The following is a 17,885-nucleotide window of genomic DNA, read 5'->3' as shown; positions in this document are numbered from 1 at the left end:
AGGGGGGCCTCTTATGGGCTATTTTGCTGATTTGAAAAAGAAAAAAAGGGATAAGAAGTTTGACCGAATTTTGCAGCAGAGTATTAAAAGCAGAGAAGAATTTTGGAAGACCGTTGGTGAGTTAGATAATTATGTATTAACACATCTGATTAATCCAATGTTTCTTGGAGGTGTTTCCTGGCCGGCTAACCGGCAAGGGTTTCTCCGGATTATAAAGGGAAACAGCGTTGTTTTTGCGAGTGATGGGTTATCAGATCCTTTTTATCCATCTGGTGAAGAGGAAATTCAGCCGTATAATGGGTATGGTTTGGAATTCTACTTAGAATGTGATGACCCTTCACTTCGAGGAGAACTGGATGAAGTGAAAAATCACTGGGCATTTGACCTGATTTATCAAATTAGTCAAAATGCTGCGTCTCGTGGAAACATGCTGGCTCACCTTGAAAAGTATAGTGTGTTATCGATGGAATTTACGGACATAAAGTCACCTAAAGGCTATTTAACTGAAAATGGAGTCACAGGTGTACTGCTCGGTGTGGTTTCTCCGGAAATAAAAACAGCTATTGATCTTCCATTGGAATCCGTTCGTCTTGTCAGCATTATAGTGCTTACGCCTGAACAGTTAGATTATGTCTATCAATACGGATCAGATGCTAGATTAAATCTTTCTGAGGAGTTCAAAAAGGCTGGAACCCACCATTTAAACAGTATCTAGTAATAGAAAGAGAGCCTCCTCGTCGCTTACGCTCCTGCGGGGTCTCACCCTGTCCCGCTGTTCCCGCAGGAGTCTTCACGCCAACACTCCCATCAACTGACTTTCTTAACTTAAAAGTAAAAGGCCTATTTATAAATAGATATAGAATTTTGAGGTGATAAGGAGAATTTTCGAAAACCATCTTGAAATGGTAACACTAGACCACCTTGTCCCCGCAGGCCTATTTGGTCCGAAAAATGCAAAAGAGGTTCAGAATGAAACCATTCCGAACCTCTTTTGTCTACAAAATGAGAGCCTCCTAGATAAGGAGGCTCTCATTTTAGACGTCTCAGCTTTTAGTCTTTTCGCAGCCTACACGCCCGGAGAAAAAGACTGCTCCTCCACCCATATCAGCAATACGATCAGGTGTTAGGGCATTGACAAGCCGATTCGCTCCGGAAGCATCTCCCCATAAACCTTGAGTGATGAGAACCCCGGGAAGAACATTATTGCCGATTACTGCTTTTATCAGACAGTCTCCTTGGTCATTAAAGATACGAACAATTTCATTTTCTTCTATTCCTAATGCTTTAGCATCGGCTGAATTTATATGGAGCTTTGGTTCTTTTTCAAGTTTCATATGTTTGTCATTTGTTGAAAAAGTCGAATTCAAGAAGTTGTGATTAGGGCCTGGAATAAATAGAAACGGGAGATCATTATCACGAACCAGCGGTCGATAGGTTGGCAGCGGGTCGTATCCTTGTTTCTCCATTCGGCTTGAAAAAAGTTCGATTTTTCCGCTTGGCGTAGGGAGATTTGGAAAGAACGTCCGATTAGCTTTGATATATTGTTTTTCTAGTAAAGACTCATAGGTCATTTCGGTTAGAAATGAATTTTCCTCTTGATTCAAAGCTTGCCTTATCATATCTTCCTCTGTATCAGTGAAAGCCGGTTCAGTGAATCCCATTTCTTCAGCCAACAGCTTAAATACTTCCATATTTGATTTTGCTTCTCCATAACGCTCTATGACAGGCTGCTGAATCTGCAGATAATGATGCCAATATGATGTATAAAAATCAGTACTTTCAAAGGATGATGAAGCTGGGAGAACAATATCAGCATACATGGCTGTCTCTGTTAAAAATAAGTCATGGACAACTGTGAATAAATCTTCCCGCATGAGACCCTGTCTTACTTTTGTAACGTTTGGGGCAACAATGGCGGGGTTAGAGCTGTACACGTAAAGGGAGGAAATTGGCTGTTCTTCCCCAAGTAACGTTTTTCCAAGCTCATTCATGTTGACGACTCGAGTCTGCTTGTTCTGTAATAAATCAGGTCGTTGTACAGCATCTGTATTAAATGCTAGATATCCAGAATTACCTTTAATCGCTCCTCCGCCTTTTTTTAGCCACTGTCCAGTGAGTGCAGGAAGACAAGCTATGGTTCTAACGTTCATGCCACCGTTATCATGGTGCTGGAGCCCATTCCCAATTCGGATTAAAGAGGGAGAAGTTTGTCCATACATTCTAGCGAGTTTATAAATGTCTTCAATAGATACACCGGTTATGGCGGATACAGTGTTAGGGTCATAGTCTTTAACATGTTCACGCAGCTGGGCATCGCCGACCGTATACTGTTTTAAAAAGTCTTCATCCACTAGGTTTTCAGCGTAAAGAATATGCATTAACCCAAGTGCGAGAGCAGAGTCTGTTCCTGGAAGAATGGGAATAAACCAGTCAGCCCAACGGCCGGTTTGATTTTTATGAACATCAATAACAACAATCTTAGCACCATTCTTTCTTGCTGCTTGAGCAATGGTTACCTGATGCATATTGGTACTGACCGCATTAATTCCCCACATAATAAATAGCTGTGTATGAATAGTTTCTTCAGGATCTGTTCCAAACGATCCACCCATTGTATAAGCATAACCCTCAGAACCAGCAGCGTTACATATGGTTCGATCAAGTCTGGAAGCGCCAAGCCGATTAAAAAAACGCCTGTCCATTCCTTCTGCTGCAAGAATGCCCATGTTCCCGTAAAAGCTATATGGAAGAATACTCTCTGGACCTTTTTTTTCGATTAAATCCTTCCATTTATTCGTTATGGTTTCAATTGCTTCTGTCCAGCTGGTTCTTTCAAAGGATCCTGAGCCCTTAGGTCCTACACGCTTGAGCGGAAACTGGAGTCGCTGTGGATCATAAAGACGTTCCGTCATATGTCTGACTTTATTGCAGATATTCCCTTTTGTGACGGGATGTTTAGGATCGCCCTCGATTTTGGTAATCTTACCATTTTGTTTATGAACGAGGAGCCCGCATTGATCCGGGCAGTCTAAAGAACAGACGGAAGGGAAAATCCCGTCGCGCTGGGTTATATAATTCATTTTTTACACCTCATTAATTGATATAGGTTATTTGCAGTGTATACTATTCAGAATAGTATACCTTTTTTACTTTTATTTTTATAGGCCTTGTAGGGATAAAGGCTGAAACACGTTTAGCTGTAATTTAATCAATGTGGATGTTAGTCTTCATTATAGTAAGAAACCGAAATCCTTTAAATTGACCTATCAAGGCAATTCGGGCGATGGACTTGTTTTATTAAAAGGGGTTAAATATGATGTGAAGTCTGAAAATGCTCTATCCGGGCAAATAGGCGGAGGAAAGCACTTAATAAAAGTAAAGACTGAATCTGGTGATTTTGTGTTACAATAAAACAGCTCGAACCCTTATGTACTGCATGAGGGTTTTTATTTTGGAGAATTTATAGGTAGGAAATAATAATTGCAAATTGTGAAGGGGTAAAGGATGAATCAGGCTCGTAAAATTGCTGCAAAGGTTACTGTTTTCTATATAGTCATAGGTGGGTTTTGGATTTTTTTTACTGATTACTTTTCTATGCTGTTGTCAAAATCCAATCTTCAATTATATGCATTATTTCAACAATATAAAGGCTGGCTGTATATTTTTATTACAGGAGTCATTTTGTATACCGTTATTTTTTCATTAACATCTAGGCTTCTAAGTTCTCGTAATGAATTCATGGTTAAGGATGAGCAATACCGCTCACTGTTTAATCATAATCCTGAAGCAGTTGCAGAACTTGATTTGAAAGGAAATCTCGTGGCGCTTAATCCAACAGGTGTAAATATACTGGGCCTAGAACCGTCTGGTTTTTATGGCAAGCCTGTCTTGCTTATGCTGCAGGATGAAAAAGAAAATGCCAAAAAAAGTTTTTACCGTACTCTGTCAGGCGAGTCATCAATGGTTGAAACGACAATCATTAATCACAAAGCCGAGAATCGACTTTTGCGTTGTAAGCTATTACCGAGTGTTATTAATGGAGAAATGAAAGGTGTCTATGTAATTGCCAGGGATATTACAGAGTTGCGTCGAGATGAAGAATTAATGATTATGTCTGAAAAATTATCAGTCATTGGTCATCTTGCAGCCGCAGTTGCTCATGAAATCAGGAATCCGCTGACTTCCTTAAAAGGGTTTATTCAGCTGCTGATATCTACTCGAGAAATAAATGACGTTCATCTTGATATAATGCTTAAAGAGATTGAACGGATTAATATTATCTCAAGTGAGATGCTGGTGTTAGGAACAAAACAGGCAGTTAATTTTAGCAATCAGGATATTAGGACATCCATTCATGAAGTAATAACTTTAATGAAGGCTCAGGCTAACTTCAACGAAATTAAGTTAGATTACAGGGAAAACGTTACAGACGAAGTGCCTGTACTGATTGATAATATCCAAATGAAACAAGTCTTAATTAATTTGATAAAAAATAGCTTAGAAGCGATTAATGAATCTGGCAGGATTATGTTGATATTAAATAAGACTGAAAGAGATGCCATTATAATCGTGAGCGATGACGGGATTGGGATGGAGCAGGAGCGTTTAGAGCGAATCGGCGAACCTTTTTATTCAACGAAAGAAAAAGGAACCGGAATTGGACTTGCTGTTTGTCAAAAGATTATCCATCGTCATCACGGGCAAATTAGCTTTCAAAGTAAAAAAATGAAGGTACAACTGTAACCATTAGTATTCCGTTAGCTGATAGCAGCGAACAATGATACTATTATAGAAGCTGTAACAGGAAGTTTACCAAAAGGAGAACAACAATATGACAGAGACTACACCATTTATTTCAACATTAAAACCATTTATACAAAATGCTTGGGAAAAAGCTGGGTTTGCTAAGCCAACTCCGATTCAGAGTAAAGCAATCCCTTTGATTGTGGAGGGGAAAGATGTTCTGGCTGAATCACCAACAGGAACTGGAAAAACACTAGCCTACTTGTTGCCGGTCCTTGAAAAAGTGAACGCTGATAATTCATCGCCGCAGGCCGTTATTCTCGCTTCTTCACGCGAATTGGTTATGCAAATTGCGGAGGAAGTACGGATTTGGACTGAGGGAAGTGAAATCAGTGGGGCTGCATTTATTGGTGGTGCAAATGCGAAGAGACAGCTTGATCGATTAAAAAAGCGTCCGCAGGTAATTGTAGGAACGCCGGGCCGAGTGTATGAACTAATCGCACAAAAGAAACTTAAGATGCACGATGTAAAAACGATTGTCCTTGATGAGGGAGATCAGCTGATTGTTGCTGAACATATGGGAACCATTCGTAACATTATTAAGACGACATTGAAAGACCGCCAAATGTTGATGTTCTCAGCTACACTAACGCCTCAGACTGAAGAACTTGCGCGTGAGCTTGCAAATGAACCGGAGATTGTCCGAATTGATAAAAGTGAAAAGATGGATTCCAATGTCGATCACTTGTACGTCGTGGCCGAACGACGTGATAAATTTAAAATTCTTGAAAAAATTGCAAGACTTGAAGACATTAAAGCTCTTGCCTTTATCAATGATATCGCTGAGCTTAATGTCATCTATGAAAAACTCAACTTTAAAGGACTTGAAATAGGCGCTCTTCATGGTGAATCGAACAAAGTTGACCGTGAAAAAGCACTCCGTAAGCTGCGTTCGGGGAAATTCCCGTTATTGCTGGCAACAGATGTGGCAGCTCGAGGTCTTGATATAAAAGGGTTGACCACAGTTGTACATGTGGACCTTCCGCTTTCTTTGGAACAATATACACATCGTTCCGGCAGAACAGGCCGTGCAGGAGCGGATGGAACAGTCATTTCGATCGTAACTGAACGGGAAGAACGTGAACTGAAGAAACTTGCAAAAGGACTAGGTGTTTCTCTTGCTAAAAAAGTATTCTACGGCGGCAAGCTGGTTGACGAAGCGTAATATAGATAAGCTCTGATAAAAGGCAGTGGATTTCTCATTTGAAATCGCACTGCTTTTTGCATTTAATAAGATCAATATATTAAAATCAGCAGAGAAGTTTATTCAACAAACGGTGCAGAATAGTTTAGTTGAAGGGGTGATTTGCATAGCTTGAGTTCAAAAAAAGATTTATAAACTTAAATAAAATATTGGCTGATCAGATGGAAATAAGTTAGTGCAACGGAATTAGTAGAGAGTTCCTGCTGGACTTAACTTTTTTATAGTAAGTTAACGCGTTAATGAGAACGCTTTCATTTTGTGGTAGGTTAGCCTATTATAGGAGATAGAACACATCTCTAGGAGGGAAAGTATGGGGGAGAAATACAAGCACATTGAAACGGCTGTTATTCATGAAGGGTATGATTCAAAACAACATCTGGGGAGTTTGGCGGCACCGATATTTCAAACGTCTACATTTGTTTTTGATACGGCAGAGCAGGGGGAACGTCGATTTGCCGGTGAGGAGGAAGGCTATATTTATTCACGGCTGGGAAACCCTACTGTGAAAGCTCTTGAGGACAGAATAGCTGTATTAGAAGGAGCAGAAGCAGGACTTGCGTTTGCATCGGGAATGGCCGCTGTTTCCGCTGTACTGCTCGCATTGACCAAAGCGAATGATCATATTATTTGTTCCCAAGGCTTGTATGGGTGTACGTTTGGCTTATTAAAATTAATGAAGGAGAAATACAATATAGATCATGATTTTTGCGAAATGAAAACGGCAGACGAACTGGAAGCAATCATTAGACCGGAAACGACCTGTATATATATTGAAACGCCGATTAATCCCACAATGAAAATGATTGATCTTGAGCTGGTAGCTGCTATTGCCCATAAGCACGGGATAGCAGTAGTTGTTGATAACACCTTTTCTACCCCCTATCTGCAAAAGCCTCTTGACCATGGGTGCGATATCGTACTTCATAGTGCCACCAAGTATATTTGCGGCCATGGGGATGTGATTGCAGGATTGGCGGCTGGAAAGCAGGATTTAATCAGTCAAGTGGCGAAGTCGACACTTAAAGATATAGGCGGTATCTTATCTCCATTTGACGCATGGCTTTTATTAAGAGGGTTAAAAACGCTGCCAGTGAGGATGGATCGTCATTCGGAAAATGCGGAGAGAATTTTTCAGATGTTAAAAAAAGAGCCCATGATTGACCGGGTTTACTACCCTGGTGATACGGAGCATCCTGATTATTTGATTATGGAGAAACAAATGAAACAAGGCGGAGGCCTGATTTCATTTGAAGTCAAGGGAACAAAAGCCGACGCACAAAGACTCCTTAATGAATTAAAATTAATTAAAATTGCCGTAAGTTTAGGTGATGCCGAAACCTTGATACAGCATCCGGCTACCATGACACATGCGGTCGTTCCCGAGCAATCACGGCTTGAAATGGGCATTACCGACCAGTTAGTCCGTCTTTCTGTTGGGTTAGAGAATTGGGAAGATCTTTGGGATGATTTAAAGAGAGCGCTGACAGCTGTTGAAATGAAATGAAATAAGCTTGGCTCACTTCCATGAGCCAAGCTTATTTACCTTTTCCAGGGATAAATGCTGACGATAAAAATCAATGCTGCTAGTGAGTAGGCAAAGATAGGTATCCCATTACCTAAGTCACTGTTTTTAACAGCAATACCGATAAGGGACCAAACAAAGACGAGAGGATATAGCCAATCCTGGTTCTTAATTCTGAAGGTAATCGCAAGGATTGCAGCTACAAACATCATAATAATGGTCCAGACTGGATCGGATAAGCCAAATCCATTCCAGCCTATATCGGTTAATACAAAGGCAATATTTGTGATGGTAGCAACACTAATCCAACCAAGATAGATAGAGAAAGGTGCACTATCCAACCATGTATGTTCAACGGCTTTTATTTTTGTGTAAAGAATAATCAGGGAGAGTAATAGAGCAATCATTACAATAACGGAAAGAGTAAAAAGTTCATAATGCCATACAAGAATCCAGGAACCGTTAAACAAACAGGTCAATAAAAACCAAGGAAATGAAACTTTGTATACTGGCTCATTTCGACGACTTTTAGGAATTTGCCGCAGCACCCAAATACCTAGGAGTACATAAATTAAAATCCAAATCGAAAACACGTATCCTGCCGGGGTAAATAAGACGGGGAGACTATCGGATATTTCACCCGTTCTTTTCCCGTTAATCGGTAGGTAGTTGGCAAGGAAATTAATAAGGACAACAAAAATATAGCCAATTATATTAAAAATTAGTAATCTCACAGGTTTTCCTCCTTCGCCTGAAATCTAGACAATGCGTTTGTCTTATATGTACCTATTCCTCTTTTTAAATTTTGATAACCATTTTCAGCACATTCAAAAATTTTCAAGGACAAAAAAAAGACTGTCGAGAAGTCTCGACAGTCTGGTCATACGCTTTTAATTTTCTGGATCTGCAACCTTAACGAGCTGCTTACCAAGGTTGTTGCCTTTGAATAAACCGAGGAAGGCTTCTGGTGTTTTTTCGAATCCTTCTACGATGGTTTCTTCATATTTTAGCTTGCCTTCTTGGAACCATTGAATAAGCTGGGCACTGCCCTCTTTAAATTGGGAAGAGTAGTCTCCAAGTGTAAAGCCCTTCATTAGGGAGCTAGTCTTGATCATAGCTGACTGCAAACGCGGGCCTAAATCTTTTCCTTCAGCATTATATGAAGAGATGGCTCCGCATAAGGGAATACGAGCGTTCCTATTTAAAAGAGTGAAAACAGCATCAGTCACTTCGCCGCCGACATTGTCGAAATAGACATCGACACCATTTGGACAAGCTTTAGCGAGTTCCTCTTGTAGGTGAGCAGATTTATAGTTTACTGCTTCATCAAAACCAAGTTCCTCTTTTAAATAACGTATTTTCTCATCACTTCCGGCAATTCCAACAACATAAGCCCCTTTAATTTTTGCGATCTGTCCCACTGCTGAACCGACTGCACCAGCAGCTCCAGATACGACCACGACTTCACCTTTTTGCGGTTTCCCAATGTCTAACAAACCAAAATAAGCCGTTAGACCAGTTAATCCGAGAATCCCTAAATGTGTTGTAATGGGTGCGGCTGATGGATCTATTACCCGGATTTCCTTTTCACTGGCAACCGAGTATTCAGCCCATTTGAGATTTCCAATTACGATATCACCCTTTTTAAATTGGGATGAATTCGATTGAACGACCTGGGCAATCGTACCTCCGACGATTGCTTCATGAAGCTTGAATGGTGCAATGTAGGATTTGGCATCCTGCATTCTCCCGCGCATATAGGGATCAACGGATAAGTAGAGCGTCCGAACTAATACTTCCTTATCATTTGGTGTGGGAATCGCTCGTTTAACAAAATCAAAATCATTATCAGAAGGCATACCGCTTGGACGATTTGCTAAGTGAATCTCAGTTTGGGTAGTTGTATTCATAAAAAAACTCCTCCTCTTTCATATTCTTATGGACAGCCTACCATTATTGGAGAAATGTAGTCAAAGTATCTGATTGAATAGGAAATTTGTACAATATACAGACTATTTAATCAATGCTATACTTGCAGAAATATTTATATTAAAATAGTTTGTTCTTCGGGGTAGGGTGGAATTCCCGACCGGCGGTGATGAAGTAATTCTAAGCCCGCGAGCCTTAATTGGCAGGATTTGGTGAGAATCCAAAGCCGACAGTACAGTCTGGATGGGAGAAGAACATATGGAATTAGAAAGTTAATAGCAAATGCTTATTATTTTAAAATTTTAAGATAATAGGTTTATTTAGTTATATCCTTTCGCCGTATACTCCCGTAATCCCCTTTAACTTAAAGGGGATTTTTATTTTTTATTAAGGGGAGCTGAGATTGCATGAATGATGAGTTTTATATGAATTATGCTCTGCAGCTTGCAGCGGGAGCAGTTGGACAAACCTCTCCAAATCCAACAGTTGGTGCAGTCATCGTTCGTGACGGTGAAATTGTTGGAATGGGGATTCACTTAAAGGCAGGCGAACCTCACGCCGAGATTCATGCACTAAACATGGCAGGATGTAAGGCTGAAAAGGGGACTCTTTATGTAACCCTTGAACCGTGTAGTCATTATGGGCAAACCCCACCCTGTACGAAGGCCGTCATTGAGTCAGGTCTGGAAAAAGTAATCATTGCGTCAACTGACCAGAACTCATTAGTGGCTGGACAAGGAATAGAGAAATTAAAACAAGCAGGGATTGAGGTTGAAACGGGGTTGCTTCAAGAGAAAGCGGACCAGTTAAATGAACCTTTTTTTCACTTTATTAAGCAGAGTAAACCTTATGTTACCGTTAAGCAAGCCGTAACACTAGATGGAAAAACGGCAGCGAAAACAGGTGACAGTAAGTGGATCAGCGGCGAGGAATCAAGAAGAGATGTTCACCATGACCGAAGCTTGCATGATGCCATTTTAGTGGGAATTAATACCGTTCTAAGCGATGATCCGAGATTAACAAATCGGAATGAAGAAAATACAAGACAGCCTATTCGCCTAATACTTGATACCTTTTTAAAGGTACCGTACACAGCTAACGTTGTTACCGATGGTGCAGCGCCTACTTGGATTATCACTGGGTCAAAAGCTGATCCAGGAAAAGCAGCTAAATTGAAAAAAAAGGGTGTGTTCGTCTATGCGATGTCGACACCTGATCTATCAATTGAAGAGGTGCTTGTATTCCTAGGGAAAAAAGGAGTTATGTCGTTATACGTAGAAGGCGGTGCAACTGTCCAGACCAGCTTCTTAAAATCAGGACATGTTAATCGCTTAATTACATACCTCTCTCCTAAGCTCATTGGCGGGGAGGACGCATTCGGAATGTTTAATGATATGGAGATAAAGACGATGAAAGAGGCCAAACATCTTCGCTTTCAATCTGTAGAGCAAATGGGTGAGGATATTAAAATTATCTCGACTTTGGAAATAGGGTGAAAACGTGTTTACAGGAATTATTGAAGACATCGGGATTGTTCAATCAGTAAATACAGGAAGAAATAGTATGTCCATTTGCATTACTTCAGACCTAATTACGGAAGACGTTCATCTAGGTGATAGTATTTCCGTAAACGGAGTGTGCCTGACCGTGACATCATTTACACTGAATTCGTTTACCGTAGATGTCATGCCAGAAACGTTCAACGCTACGAATATTGCACAGCTGCGGCCTGGTATCCGCGTGAATTTGGAAAGGGCTATGAGTGCTGCAGGAAGATTTGGAGGCCATTTTGTTTCTGGTCATATAGATGGAACAGGGTTGATTATGGAGAAAAAACGTCAGGCCAACGCAGTCTATTACAAGATTAAAGCAGAAACAGGTATAAGTGATTATTGCATCACTAAAGGTTCGGTTGCTATTGATGGGACTAGTCTAACCATATTCGATGTGACACAGGATGTACTAACTATTTCTCTCATTCCCCATACACTTGAACAGACAGTAATCGGTTCAAAAAACGAGGGTGAAAAAGTCAATATTGAAGTGGACATGCTCGGGAAATACGTGATTAGTAAACTGGAAAAAACAAAACAAGCACCAACAATTACGTCTGACTTTTTGACGAAGAATGGTTTTTAAAGAAAGGATGATGTTTAAATGGTTAATGATATTGAAGAAGCATTGGTCGATTTACAGGCCGGGAAGATTATCATTCTCGTAGATGATGAAGACCGAGAAAACGAAGGAGATTTTGTTGTTCTGGCTGAGAAAGCTACGCCAGAGGTGATTAATTTTATGGCCACTCATGGACGAGGATTAATTTGTACAACGATCACTGAAGAACGGGCCTTACGCTTAAATCTCCACCCTATGGTCAATGAAAATACCGATCATCATGGGACGGCATTTACGGTGAGTATTGACCATAAACAGGCGAGTACAGGAATAAGCGCCTTTGAACGTGCGGGAACGATTAGGGAGTTATTTAATGATCATTCTGTTGCAGCTGATTTTAAACGACCAGGTCATGTTTTTCCGTTAATAGCTAAACCAGGAGGGGTTTTCAGTCGACCGGGTCATACTGAGGCGTCAGTTGATCTAGCCAAGCAGTGCGGAGCGATACCTGGAGGCGTAATTTGTGAAATTATGAATGAGGATGGGACGATGGCACGGGTACCGGAATTAAAAGAGCTTGCTAAAAAACACGAATTAAAGCTCATTACCATTGCTGACCTGATTCGTTATCGTAAAGAGAAAGAAATGAGTGTTATAAGAGAAGCAGAAGTACATATGCCGACTACATATGGAGATTTCACGTTAATTGGCTATTCAAACTCCTTTGACAAACTGGAGCATCTTGCTCTTGTTAAAGGAGAGTGGAGTGAGAATGAAGCTGTCCTGGTACGGATACATTCCGAATGCATGACCGGAGATGTATTCGGCTCTAAGCGGTGTGATTGTGGAGAGCAGCTACATGCAGCGCTCAGACAGATTGAAGAAGAAGGAGCAGGGGTTCTTCTATATATGCGTCAGGAAGGAAGAGGAATTGGTTTATACAATAAGTTGCGAGCCTATAAGCTCCAAGAGGAGGGATACGACACGGTAGAAGCTAATATTGAACTTGGGTTTCCGGCGGAAATGAGGGAGTATGGCGTAAGCGCTGAGATCTTGCGTGATCTTGGTATTAAACGTTTACGCCTCTTAACAAACAATCCTGACAAAATAACTGGGTTGGCCGGCTGCGATTTAGATATTGTCAAGAGATTGCCCATCCAAATGCCAGCTGTAAAAGAAAATGAACAGTATTTAGAAACAAAAAAATAAAAATGGGACATTTATTTGTCTAAGGGGGAAAATAGTGTGGGAAAAGTATATGAAGCTCAATTAATTGGAACAGGATTAAAAATTGGTATAGTGGTAGGGCGATTTAATGAACTGATTACGAGTAAGCTGCTTGGAGGAGCAATAGATGGATTGAAAAGGCACGGTGTTGAAGAAGAAGATATTGATATTGCTTGGGTACCAGGAGCATTTGAGATTCCATTCATTTCAAAAAAATTAGCTGAATCAAAAAAGTATGATGCAATTATTGGATTGGGTACGGTTATCCGAGGATCGACCTCTCATTATGATTATGTTTGTAATGAAGCGGCAAAAGGCATTGCATCGGTTTCTTTAGAAACGGGTATCCCAGTGATCTTTGGTGTGGTGACAACGGAAAATATTGAACAAGCGATTGAACGAGCTGGAACGAAGTCAGGAAATAAAGGGTATGATGCAGCTGTCTCAGCCATCGAAATGGCCAATTTAAGCAGCTTAATAAGTTTTGAATAACCATTTTGCTGTAAATAGTATATTATGGTATAATATCCCTGTATTTAAATAGAAGAAAAGGTGGTGAAAGAGATGAATCGTTCTATTATTTTGCGCGAGCAATGGCTGGATTATATGTATATTTGCCGTGCAATTTTTCATGATGCAATTGTTCAAGGGAGAAGTCTGTCCTTTTCAAACAACTGCATAATGAGAATAGAACGATAAGATGTCTCTTCACCTGCTTACAATAGAATGTGCAAAGGGGCCTTTTAAATGGCCCTTTTTGTTCGTTTTACACTACTAGAAACCACGAATCCTAGTAATAAGGAAGATTGCAGAGAAGGCACTGACCTCTTCTTGCGGTCTTTTTTTTGTACCTAAAATTAGAGGAGTGAAATAGATGATTATATGCGGATTACAACAAATTAGTAAAATGTTCGGCGGAGAGTTTTTATTTGAGAACCTTTCGTTGGAAGTGCATGAAGGCAGCCGAATAGGTCTTGTCGGAAGTAATGGCAGTGGAAAGAGTACAATTTTAAAAATGATGGCTAAAATAGAAACGGTTGACAGTGGAAGCATGATTTTGAAGAAAGACTGTAAAGTAGGTTATCTAGCACAAATCCCTCTTCAAAATCAGCATTTAGTAAGTGAAGTATTACTTTCCGCATTTGAAAGTACTTTAAATTTAGCGAAAGAGATCAGCAGGATGGAAAATGTGATGAAACTTGAGAAAAATGAAGAGGCCCTGCATGCTTTACTTCAGGAGTATGGTTCCCTGCAAGATCAGTTTGATTTGCTTGATGGCTACGAGATGGAAGCAAAGACTGCCAAGGTAGCAGAAGGTCTTGGAATTACAGGGCTGCTTGAATCACCATATGAGGCGTTAAGCGGAGGTGAAAAAACAAAAGTGTCATTAGGGAAAGTATTATTATTGAATCCAAATCTCCTGCTTTTAGATGAGCCGACCAATCATTTAGACATAGCCGCTGTAGAATGGTTAGAGCAATATCTTAAGGAATACAAGGGGACAGTCGTGATTGTCTCACATGACCGCTATTTTCTAGACCAAGTTGTGACGACTATTATTGATGTTGAGGACGGGGAAGCAGTTTTATATCATCATAATTATTCAGGATTTGTAAAAGAGAAAGAAAAGCGGCTTCTTGACGAATTTCATTCTTTTCAGGAGCAGCAAAAAAAGATAAAAAAAATGAAGGAAGCAATTAAACGATTACGAGAATGGGCTAATCAGGCTAGTCCTCCCAGTGAAGCTTTGCATAAACGTGCGACCAATATGGAAAGAGCATTGGAACGGATAGAAAAGCTGAAACGTCCAATCTTGGAACGAAGGAAAATGGGGCTTCAGTTGGAATCTGGAGATAGGAGTGGAAAGGATGTTATCACGCTAAGGGACGCAGAGAAAAGCTATCATGGACGATCATTATTTTCTAATGCATCTTTCACGACTCATTTTAAAAATCGTACGGCTATCGTCGGTAATAATGGTACGGGTAAGTCCACGTTATTAAAAATAATCCTTGGGGAAGAAAGTTTGGATAGTGGAAGTGTACAACTAGGAGCAAATGTAAGGATCGGGTATTTATCTCAGCATTTGACTGTGATGTCCGAAAAGACGGTTTTAGAAGTCTTTCGTGAAGAAGTTTTGGTAAGTGAAAATGAAGCGCGGCACATCCTAGCTAAATTTCTATTTTATGGTCCTGCAGTATTTCGTAAGACAGGGCAGTTGAGCGGCGGGGAAAGAATGCGGCTCCGGCTTGCACAGCTTATGCACCAAGAGATTAATCTTCTCATTCTTGATGAACCCACTAATCATCTTGACATTGATTCACGGGAGGTGCTGGAAGAAGCCTTGGAACATTTTCAAGGGACGATTATTGCCGTCTCCCATGATCGTTATTTACTAAATAAACTTTTCGATAAAACGTATTGGCTGCATGAGGGAAAGCTCCATATCTTTGAAGGGAATTACTCATGGGCAAGGGAAAAACTGCAAGTAACAGGAAAAAATTATACGGATCGTAAAGAGCCAATGCTAAAACGTCACGACTCTAAGTCTCAATTGGTGAAACAAGCAACTTCAGATGAGATTGAAAAGGAAGTGGAGGAAGTTGAGAAACAACTTGCTGGATTGGAGAAGAATATGGTTGAGACTGTTGAACTGAAAGATTTGCAGCTGCTTTACGAGCAGCAGATTAGACTTAAGGAGCAAAGAGAGACTCTTTATAAACAACTAGAGACCTGTATGGAGTAATAAATAAAAAAACGTTATAATAGAAGCTGCAGCCGTTTCAGGGAATGGTAAATTTAACTGAAATGGCTTTTTTCATTTCCATTGTAAATCAGCATTCATATTGAAATGAAAAGCTTATGGTTAGGGTATAGTACTAAAGAATTGATTGCTAGGGGGATTTTAATGTACCAGCTTTTATCACATAATGATTTAGATGGAGTAGGGTGTGGAATTGTAGCCAAGCTAGCTTTTGGTGACAAAGTTAATGCCATATATAATTCAATTGCAGGACTGAATTATCAGGTAGAGGCGTTTATTGAAGCAGGAAATATGGAAGAAAAATTAATCATTACCGATTTATCAGTAAATCAAGATAATGAAAAGCGCATTTCTGAGTTTGTTGCAGCTGGAGGTCAGGCTGTTTTAATTGATCATCACAAGTCTGCTGTACACTTAAATGAACATAATTGGGCAGAGGTTACGGTTGTTCAGGAAGACGGCAAGCAAACCTCAGCTACTTCTTTATTATATAAATATCTGATTGATAAAGAGCTGCTGCAGCCCTCACCCATTGTAGACGAGTTTGTTGAACTGGTTCGTCAATATGACACATGGGAATGGGATGCTAATCAGAACTTCACTGCTAAGCGGTTAAATGATTTATTTTTTATGTTCCCGCAGATAGATTTTGAGGAAAAGATGTTGAAAAAGCTTACTGGCGATCAAACTAAGTTTTATTTTGATGACATAGAAATAAAACTTTTAGAGGTAGAAGAAAGCCGGGTAGAGCGTTATATCAAACGGAAAAAAAGAGAAGTTTATCAAGCTAAAATAGGTGAGCATATCGCCGGAATTGTGCATGCTGAATCCTATCATTCGGAATTAGGCAATGAGTTGTCTAAGGAATTTCCACATCTTGATTACATAGCGATTATGATGGTAGGGGGGAAACGCATTAGTCTACGCACAATACACGATTCAGTAGATGTTTCAGCGATAGCGGCAAAATATGATGGCGGCGGACATCAAAAGGCGTCAGGATGCAATATGACAGATAAAGCATTTAAGTTATTTGTGGAAGCGACGTTTTATGCAGAGCCGCTTCGAAGAGATGCGTTCAAAAATCGTTATAATCTTAAAGAAACCAAACAAGGTGTTCTGTATAAAGCAGGAAATGACTATGTCTTTATCTATTATAAAGAGGGGACAGGTTGGATTACAGAAATCAATCAAAAGATTCAATCCCAACCCTACGCAGATTTTTATGAAGCAGAGCGTACAATCAAGCGAAAGCTTCAAGCTGCCCTGGCTCGTGATGATGATTACATCAGCTACTTGACCAAGCATTATTCTGTAAAAGGGTAATAAGAAAGACTGACTCGGAAAATCGTTACATACGATTCTGAGTCAGTCTTTTTTTGTTTACGTATGAAGTCTGCGGTCCTTTGAGTTCACAGGCTTTTGATGTGTACGGTCTTTAGGCTTTGTTACAGCAAGATACCTTTTATGGAATAAGGCATTAATCTCCCCGCCAATAACGAGGGTAAGTCCGGTTAGGTACAGCCAAAGCATTAAGATGATGACTCCCCCAAGACTTCCATAGGTGGCAGAGTAGTTGCCAAAATTGCTGACATAAAATGAGAACCCTAAAGAAATTGCGAGCCAGATTATTGTTGCAGAAACGGCACCTGGTATTACTTGCTTAAATGGATATTGTTTATTCGGAGCAAATCGATATAGTGTGGTTAAAACAATAACGAGCACAGCTAATGCGACCACCCAGCGTAATAGATTAATAAGGCTTTCAAAACTTTCTGAAAGTGGAACAACGTATTCAATCATATTAATGATTGTGCTGCCGAATACAGGCAGAACAAGTACAACGATAAAAGCAAAAATTAGTACGAGTGTTAAGACGATCGAAATTAGGCGCGCTTTAATGAAGTTTCGTGTTTCTTCAACATCAAAAGCAATATTCATTGCATGGATGAAGGCGTTCATCCCGTTGGAAGCAGACCAAATTGTACCCAGTATACCTACAGTTAACAGGCCGCCATTACGCTCACTAACTATCGTAACAATATTTTCCTCTAATACTTCTGTACTTTCAGAAGGAAGAAAGTTATTAATGAATTCGATGGCTTTTTGAGGTTCTATTTGTAGATAGGGTAGTATGGAAAGTAAAAGGATTAATAATGGAAACAGTGACAGCATATAGTAGTAGGCTTGTTCAGCCGCTAATCCAGTTGCTCGATCTTCTTTAATTTCTTGATTAAGTTCTTTTCCAAAAGCGAATAAACTCTTTAACATATTGTGTCACTCCCGCCATATTCTTATTACCTTCCTTTTCCCTAGCTTTT

Annotated in this window: 15 protein-coding genes, 1 pseudogene and 1 riboswitch; of the genes and pseudogenes, 12 read left to right on the top strand and 4 right to left on the bottom strand. The window is 40.0% G+C overall.

Features of this window, described 5'->3' with window-relative positions; all coding sequences use genetic code 11:
- Positions 1–13 precede the first annotated feature (13 nt).
- Positions 14–715 carry a suppressor of fused domain protein gene (locus WYK_RS00880; RefSeq protein ID WP_040372489.1) on the top strand — a complete coding sequence of 234 codons (702 nt, stop codon included), beginning with the start codon at positions 14–16 and terminating at the stop codon, positions 713–715.
- 328 nt (positions 716–1,043) lie between these two features.
- On the opposite strand, the gene WYK_RS00875 is transcribed toward WYK_RS00880, so the two are convergent.
- The gene (locus tag WYK_RS00875) at positions 1,044–3,080 is read right to left on the bottom strand and encodes a molybdopterin-dependent oxidoreductase (protein WP_040372488.1); all 2,037 of its coding nucleotides are present in this window, start codon (positions 3,078–3,080) and stop codon (positions 1,044–1,046) included.
- 133 nt (positions 3,081–3,213) lie between these two features.
- Between WYK_RS00875 and WYK_RS26225 the strand changes: the two genes are divergently transcribed.
- From WYK_RS26225 to megL, 4 genes are all read left to right on the top strand, one after another.
- Positions 3,214–3,411 carry a DUF4097 family beta strand repeat-containing protein gene (locus WYK_RS26225; RefSeq protein ID WP_040372487.1) on the top strand — a complete coding sequence of 66 codons (198 nt, stop codon included), beginning with the start codon at positions 3,214–3,216 and terminating at the stop codon, positions 3,409–3,411.
- A 93-nt stretch (positions 3,412–3,504) separates the two neighbouring features.
- Positions 3,505–4,743 carry an ATP-binding protein gene (locus WYK_RS00865; protein WP_051387245.1) on the top strand — a complete coding sequence of 413 codons (1,239 nt, stop codon included), beginning with the start codon at positions 3,505–3,507 and terminating at the stop codon, positions 4,741–4,743.
- 88 nt (positions 4,744–4,831) lie between these two features.
- Entirely contained in the window at positions 4,832–5,968 is a 1,137-nt protein-coding gene (locus WYK_RS00860) for a DEAD/DEAH box helicase (protein WP_040372486.1), read from the top strand.
- Positions 5,969–6,317: 349 nt separating this feature from the next.
- Positions 6,318–7,511: a methionine gamma-lyase gene (gene megL, locus WYK_RS00855; RefSeq protein WP_040372485.1), complete on the top strand. Its 1,194-nt coding sequence runs from the start codon at positions 6,318–6,320 to the stop codon at positions 7,509–7,511.
- A 35-nt stretch (positions 7,512–7,546) separates the two neighbouring features.
- On the opposite strand, the gene WYK_RS00850 is transcribed toward megL, so the two are convergent.
- Both WYK_RS00850 and WYK_RS00845 read right to left on the bottom strand, forming a co-directional pair.
- Complete coding sequence (locus tag WYK_RS00850) at positions 7,547–8,263, bottom strand: tryptophan-rich sensory protein (RefSeq protein WP_040372484.1); 717 nt, start codon at positions 8,261–8,263, stop codon at positions 7,547–7,549.
- 156 nt (positions 8,264–8,419) lie between these two features.
- A complete protein-coding gene (locus tag WYK_RS00845; RefSeq protein WP_040372483.1) occupies positions 8,420–9,439 on the bottom strand; it encodes an NADP-dependent oxidoreductase in 1,020 nt (339 codons plus the stop codon).
- A gap of 148 nt (positions 9,440–9,587) precedes the next feature.
- Positions 9,588–9,717: riboswitch (FMN riboswitch) on the top strand.
- 148 nt (positions 9,718–9,865) lie between these two features.
- On the opposite strand from WYK_RS00845, the gene ribD reads away from it, so the two are divergent.
- The 7 genes and pseudogenes from ribD to WYK_RS00815 all read left to right on the top strand — a co-directional run bounded on the left by ribD (position 9,866) and on the right by WYK_RS00815 (position 16,890).
- On the top strand, positions 9,866–10,954 hold the full coding sequence (ribD, locus tag WYK_RS00840) for a bifunctional diaminohydroxyphosphoribosylaminopyrimidine deaminase/5-amino-6-(5-phosphoribosylamino)uracil reductase RibD (protein ID WP_040372482.1): 1,089 nt from the start codon (positions 9,866–9,868) through the stop codon (positions 10,952–10,954).
- A 4-nt stretch (positions 10,955–10,958) separates the two neighbouring features.
- On the top strand, positions 10,959–11,597 hold the full coding sequence (ribE, locus tag WYK_RS00835; RefSeq protein WP_040372481.1) for a riboflavin synthase: 639 nt from the start codon (positions 10,959–10,961) through the stop codon (positions 11,595–11,597).
- A gap of 18 nt (positions 11,598–11,615) precedes the next feature.
- Positions 11,616–12,805, top strand: a pseudogene (locus tag WYK_RS00830) (bifunctional 3,4-dihydroxy-2-butanone-4-phosphate synthase/GTP cyclohydrolase II).
- Positions 12,806–12,818: 13 nt separating this feature from the next.
- On the top strand, positions 12,819–13,292 hold the full coding sequence (ribH, locus tag WYK_RS00825) for a 6,7-dimethyl-8-ribityllumazine synthase (RefSeq protein WP_040372478.1): 474 nt from the start codon (positions 12,819–12,821) through the stop codon (positions 13,290–13,292).
- Positions 13,293–13,364: 72 nt separating this feature from the next.
- Positions 13,365–13,499 (top strand): RAxF-45 family protein, encoded by a 135-nt coding sequence (locus tag WYK_RS25925; RefSeq protein ID WP_268870013.1) that lies wholly within the window; start codon positions 13,365–13,367, stop codon positions 13,497–13,499.
- 175 nt (positions 13,500–13,674) lie between these two features.
- Positions 13,675–15,546: a ribosomal protection-like ABC-F family protein gene (gene abc-f, locus WYK_RS00820; RefSeq protein ID WP_040372476.1), complete on the top strand. Its 1,872-nt coding sequence runs from the start codon at positions 13,675–13,677 to the stop codon at positions 15,544–15,546.
- A 162-nt stretch (positions 15,547–15,708) separates the two neighbouring features.
- A complete protein-coding gene (locus tag WYK_RS00815) occupies positions 15,709–16,890 on the top strand; it encodes a DHH family phosphoesterase (RefSeq protein ID WP_040372474.1) in 1,182 nt (393 codons plus the stop codon).
- A gap of 57 nt (positions 16,891–16,947) precedes the next feature.
- On the opposite strand, the gene WYK_RS00810 is transcribed toward WYK_RS00815, so the two are convergent.
- Positions 16,948–17,835 (bottom strand): YihY/virulence factor BrkB family protein, encoded by an 888-nt coding sequence (locus WYK_RS00810; RefSeq protein WP_051387244.1) that lies wholly within the window; start codon positions 17,833–17,835, stop codon positions 16,948–16,950.
- Positions 17,836–17,885: the final 50 nt, after the last annotated feature.

Origin of the sequence: Peribacillus psychrosaccharolyticus ATCC 23296, assembly GCF_000305495.1 — a bacterium.
Taxonomy (GTDB): domain Bacteria; phylum Bacillota; class Bacilli; order Bacillales; family DSM-1321; genus Peribacillus; species Peribacillus psychrosaccharolyticus.
The sequence above is the reverse complement of the archived record's forward strand: the minus strand, read 5'-3'. Positions and strand labels throughout refer to the sequence as shown.

Excerpts from the sequence above, each read along its gene's own strand:
- megL (WP_040372485.1), top strand. The coding sequence starts at position 6,318 with ATGGGGGAGAAATACAAGCACATTGAAACGGCTGTTATTCATGAAGGG.
- WYK_RS00845 (WP_040372483.1), bottom strand. The coding sequence starts at position 9,439 with ATGAATACAACTACCCAAACTGAGATTCACTTAGCAAATCGTCCAAGC.
- WYK_RS00865 (WP_051387245.1), top strand. The coding sequence starts at position 3,505 with ATGAATCAGGCTCGTAAAATTGCTGCAAAGGTTACTGTTTTCTATATA.
- WYK_RS00810 (WP_051387244.1), bottom strand. The coding sequence starts at position 17,835 with ATGTTAAAGAGTTTATTCGCTTTTGGAAAAGAACTTAATCAAGAAATT.
- ribD (WP_040372482.1), top strand. The coding sequence starts at position 9,866 with ATGAATGATGAGTTTTATATGAATTATGCTCTGCAGCTTGCAGCGGGA.
- abc-f (WP_040372476.1), top strand. The coding sequence starts at position 13,675 with ATGATTATATGCGGATTACAACAAATTAGTAAAATGTTCGGCGGAGAG.
- WYK_RS25925 (WP_268870013.1), top strand. The coding sequence starts at position 13,365 with ATGAATCGTTCTATTATTTTGCGCGAGCAATGGCTGGATTATATGTAT.
- WYK_RS00875 (WP_040372488.1), bottom strand. The coding sequence starts at position 3,080 with ATGAATTATATAACCCAGCGCGACGGGATTTTCCCTTCCGTCTGTTCT.
- WYK_RS00815 (WP_040372474.1), top strand. The coding sequence starts at position 15,709 with ATGTACCAGCTTTTATCACATAATGATTTAGATGGAGTAGGGTGTGGA.
- WYK_RS00860 (WP_040372486.1), top strand. The coding sequence starts at position 4,832 with ATGACAGAGACTACACCATTTATTTCAACATTAAAACCATTTATACAA.
- WYK_RS00880 (WP_040372489.1), top strand. The coding sequence starts at position 14 with ATGGGCTATTTTGCTGATTTGAAAAAGAAAAAAAGGGATAAGAAGTTT.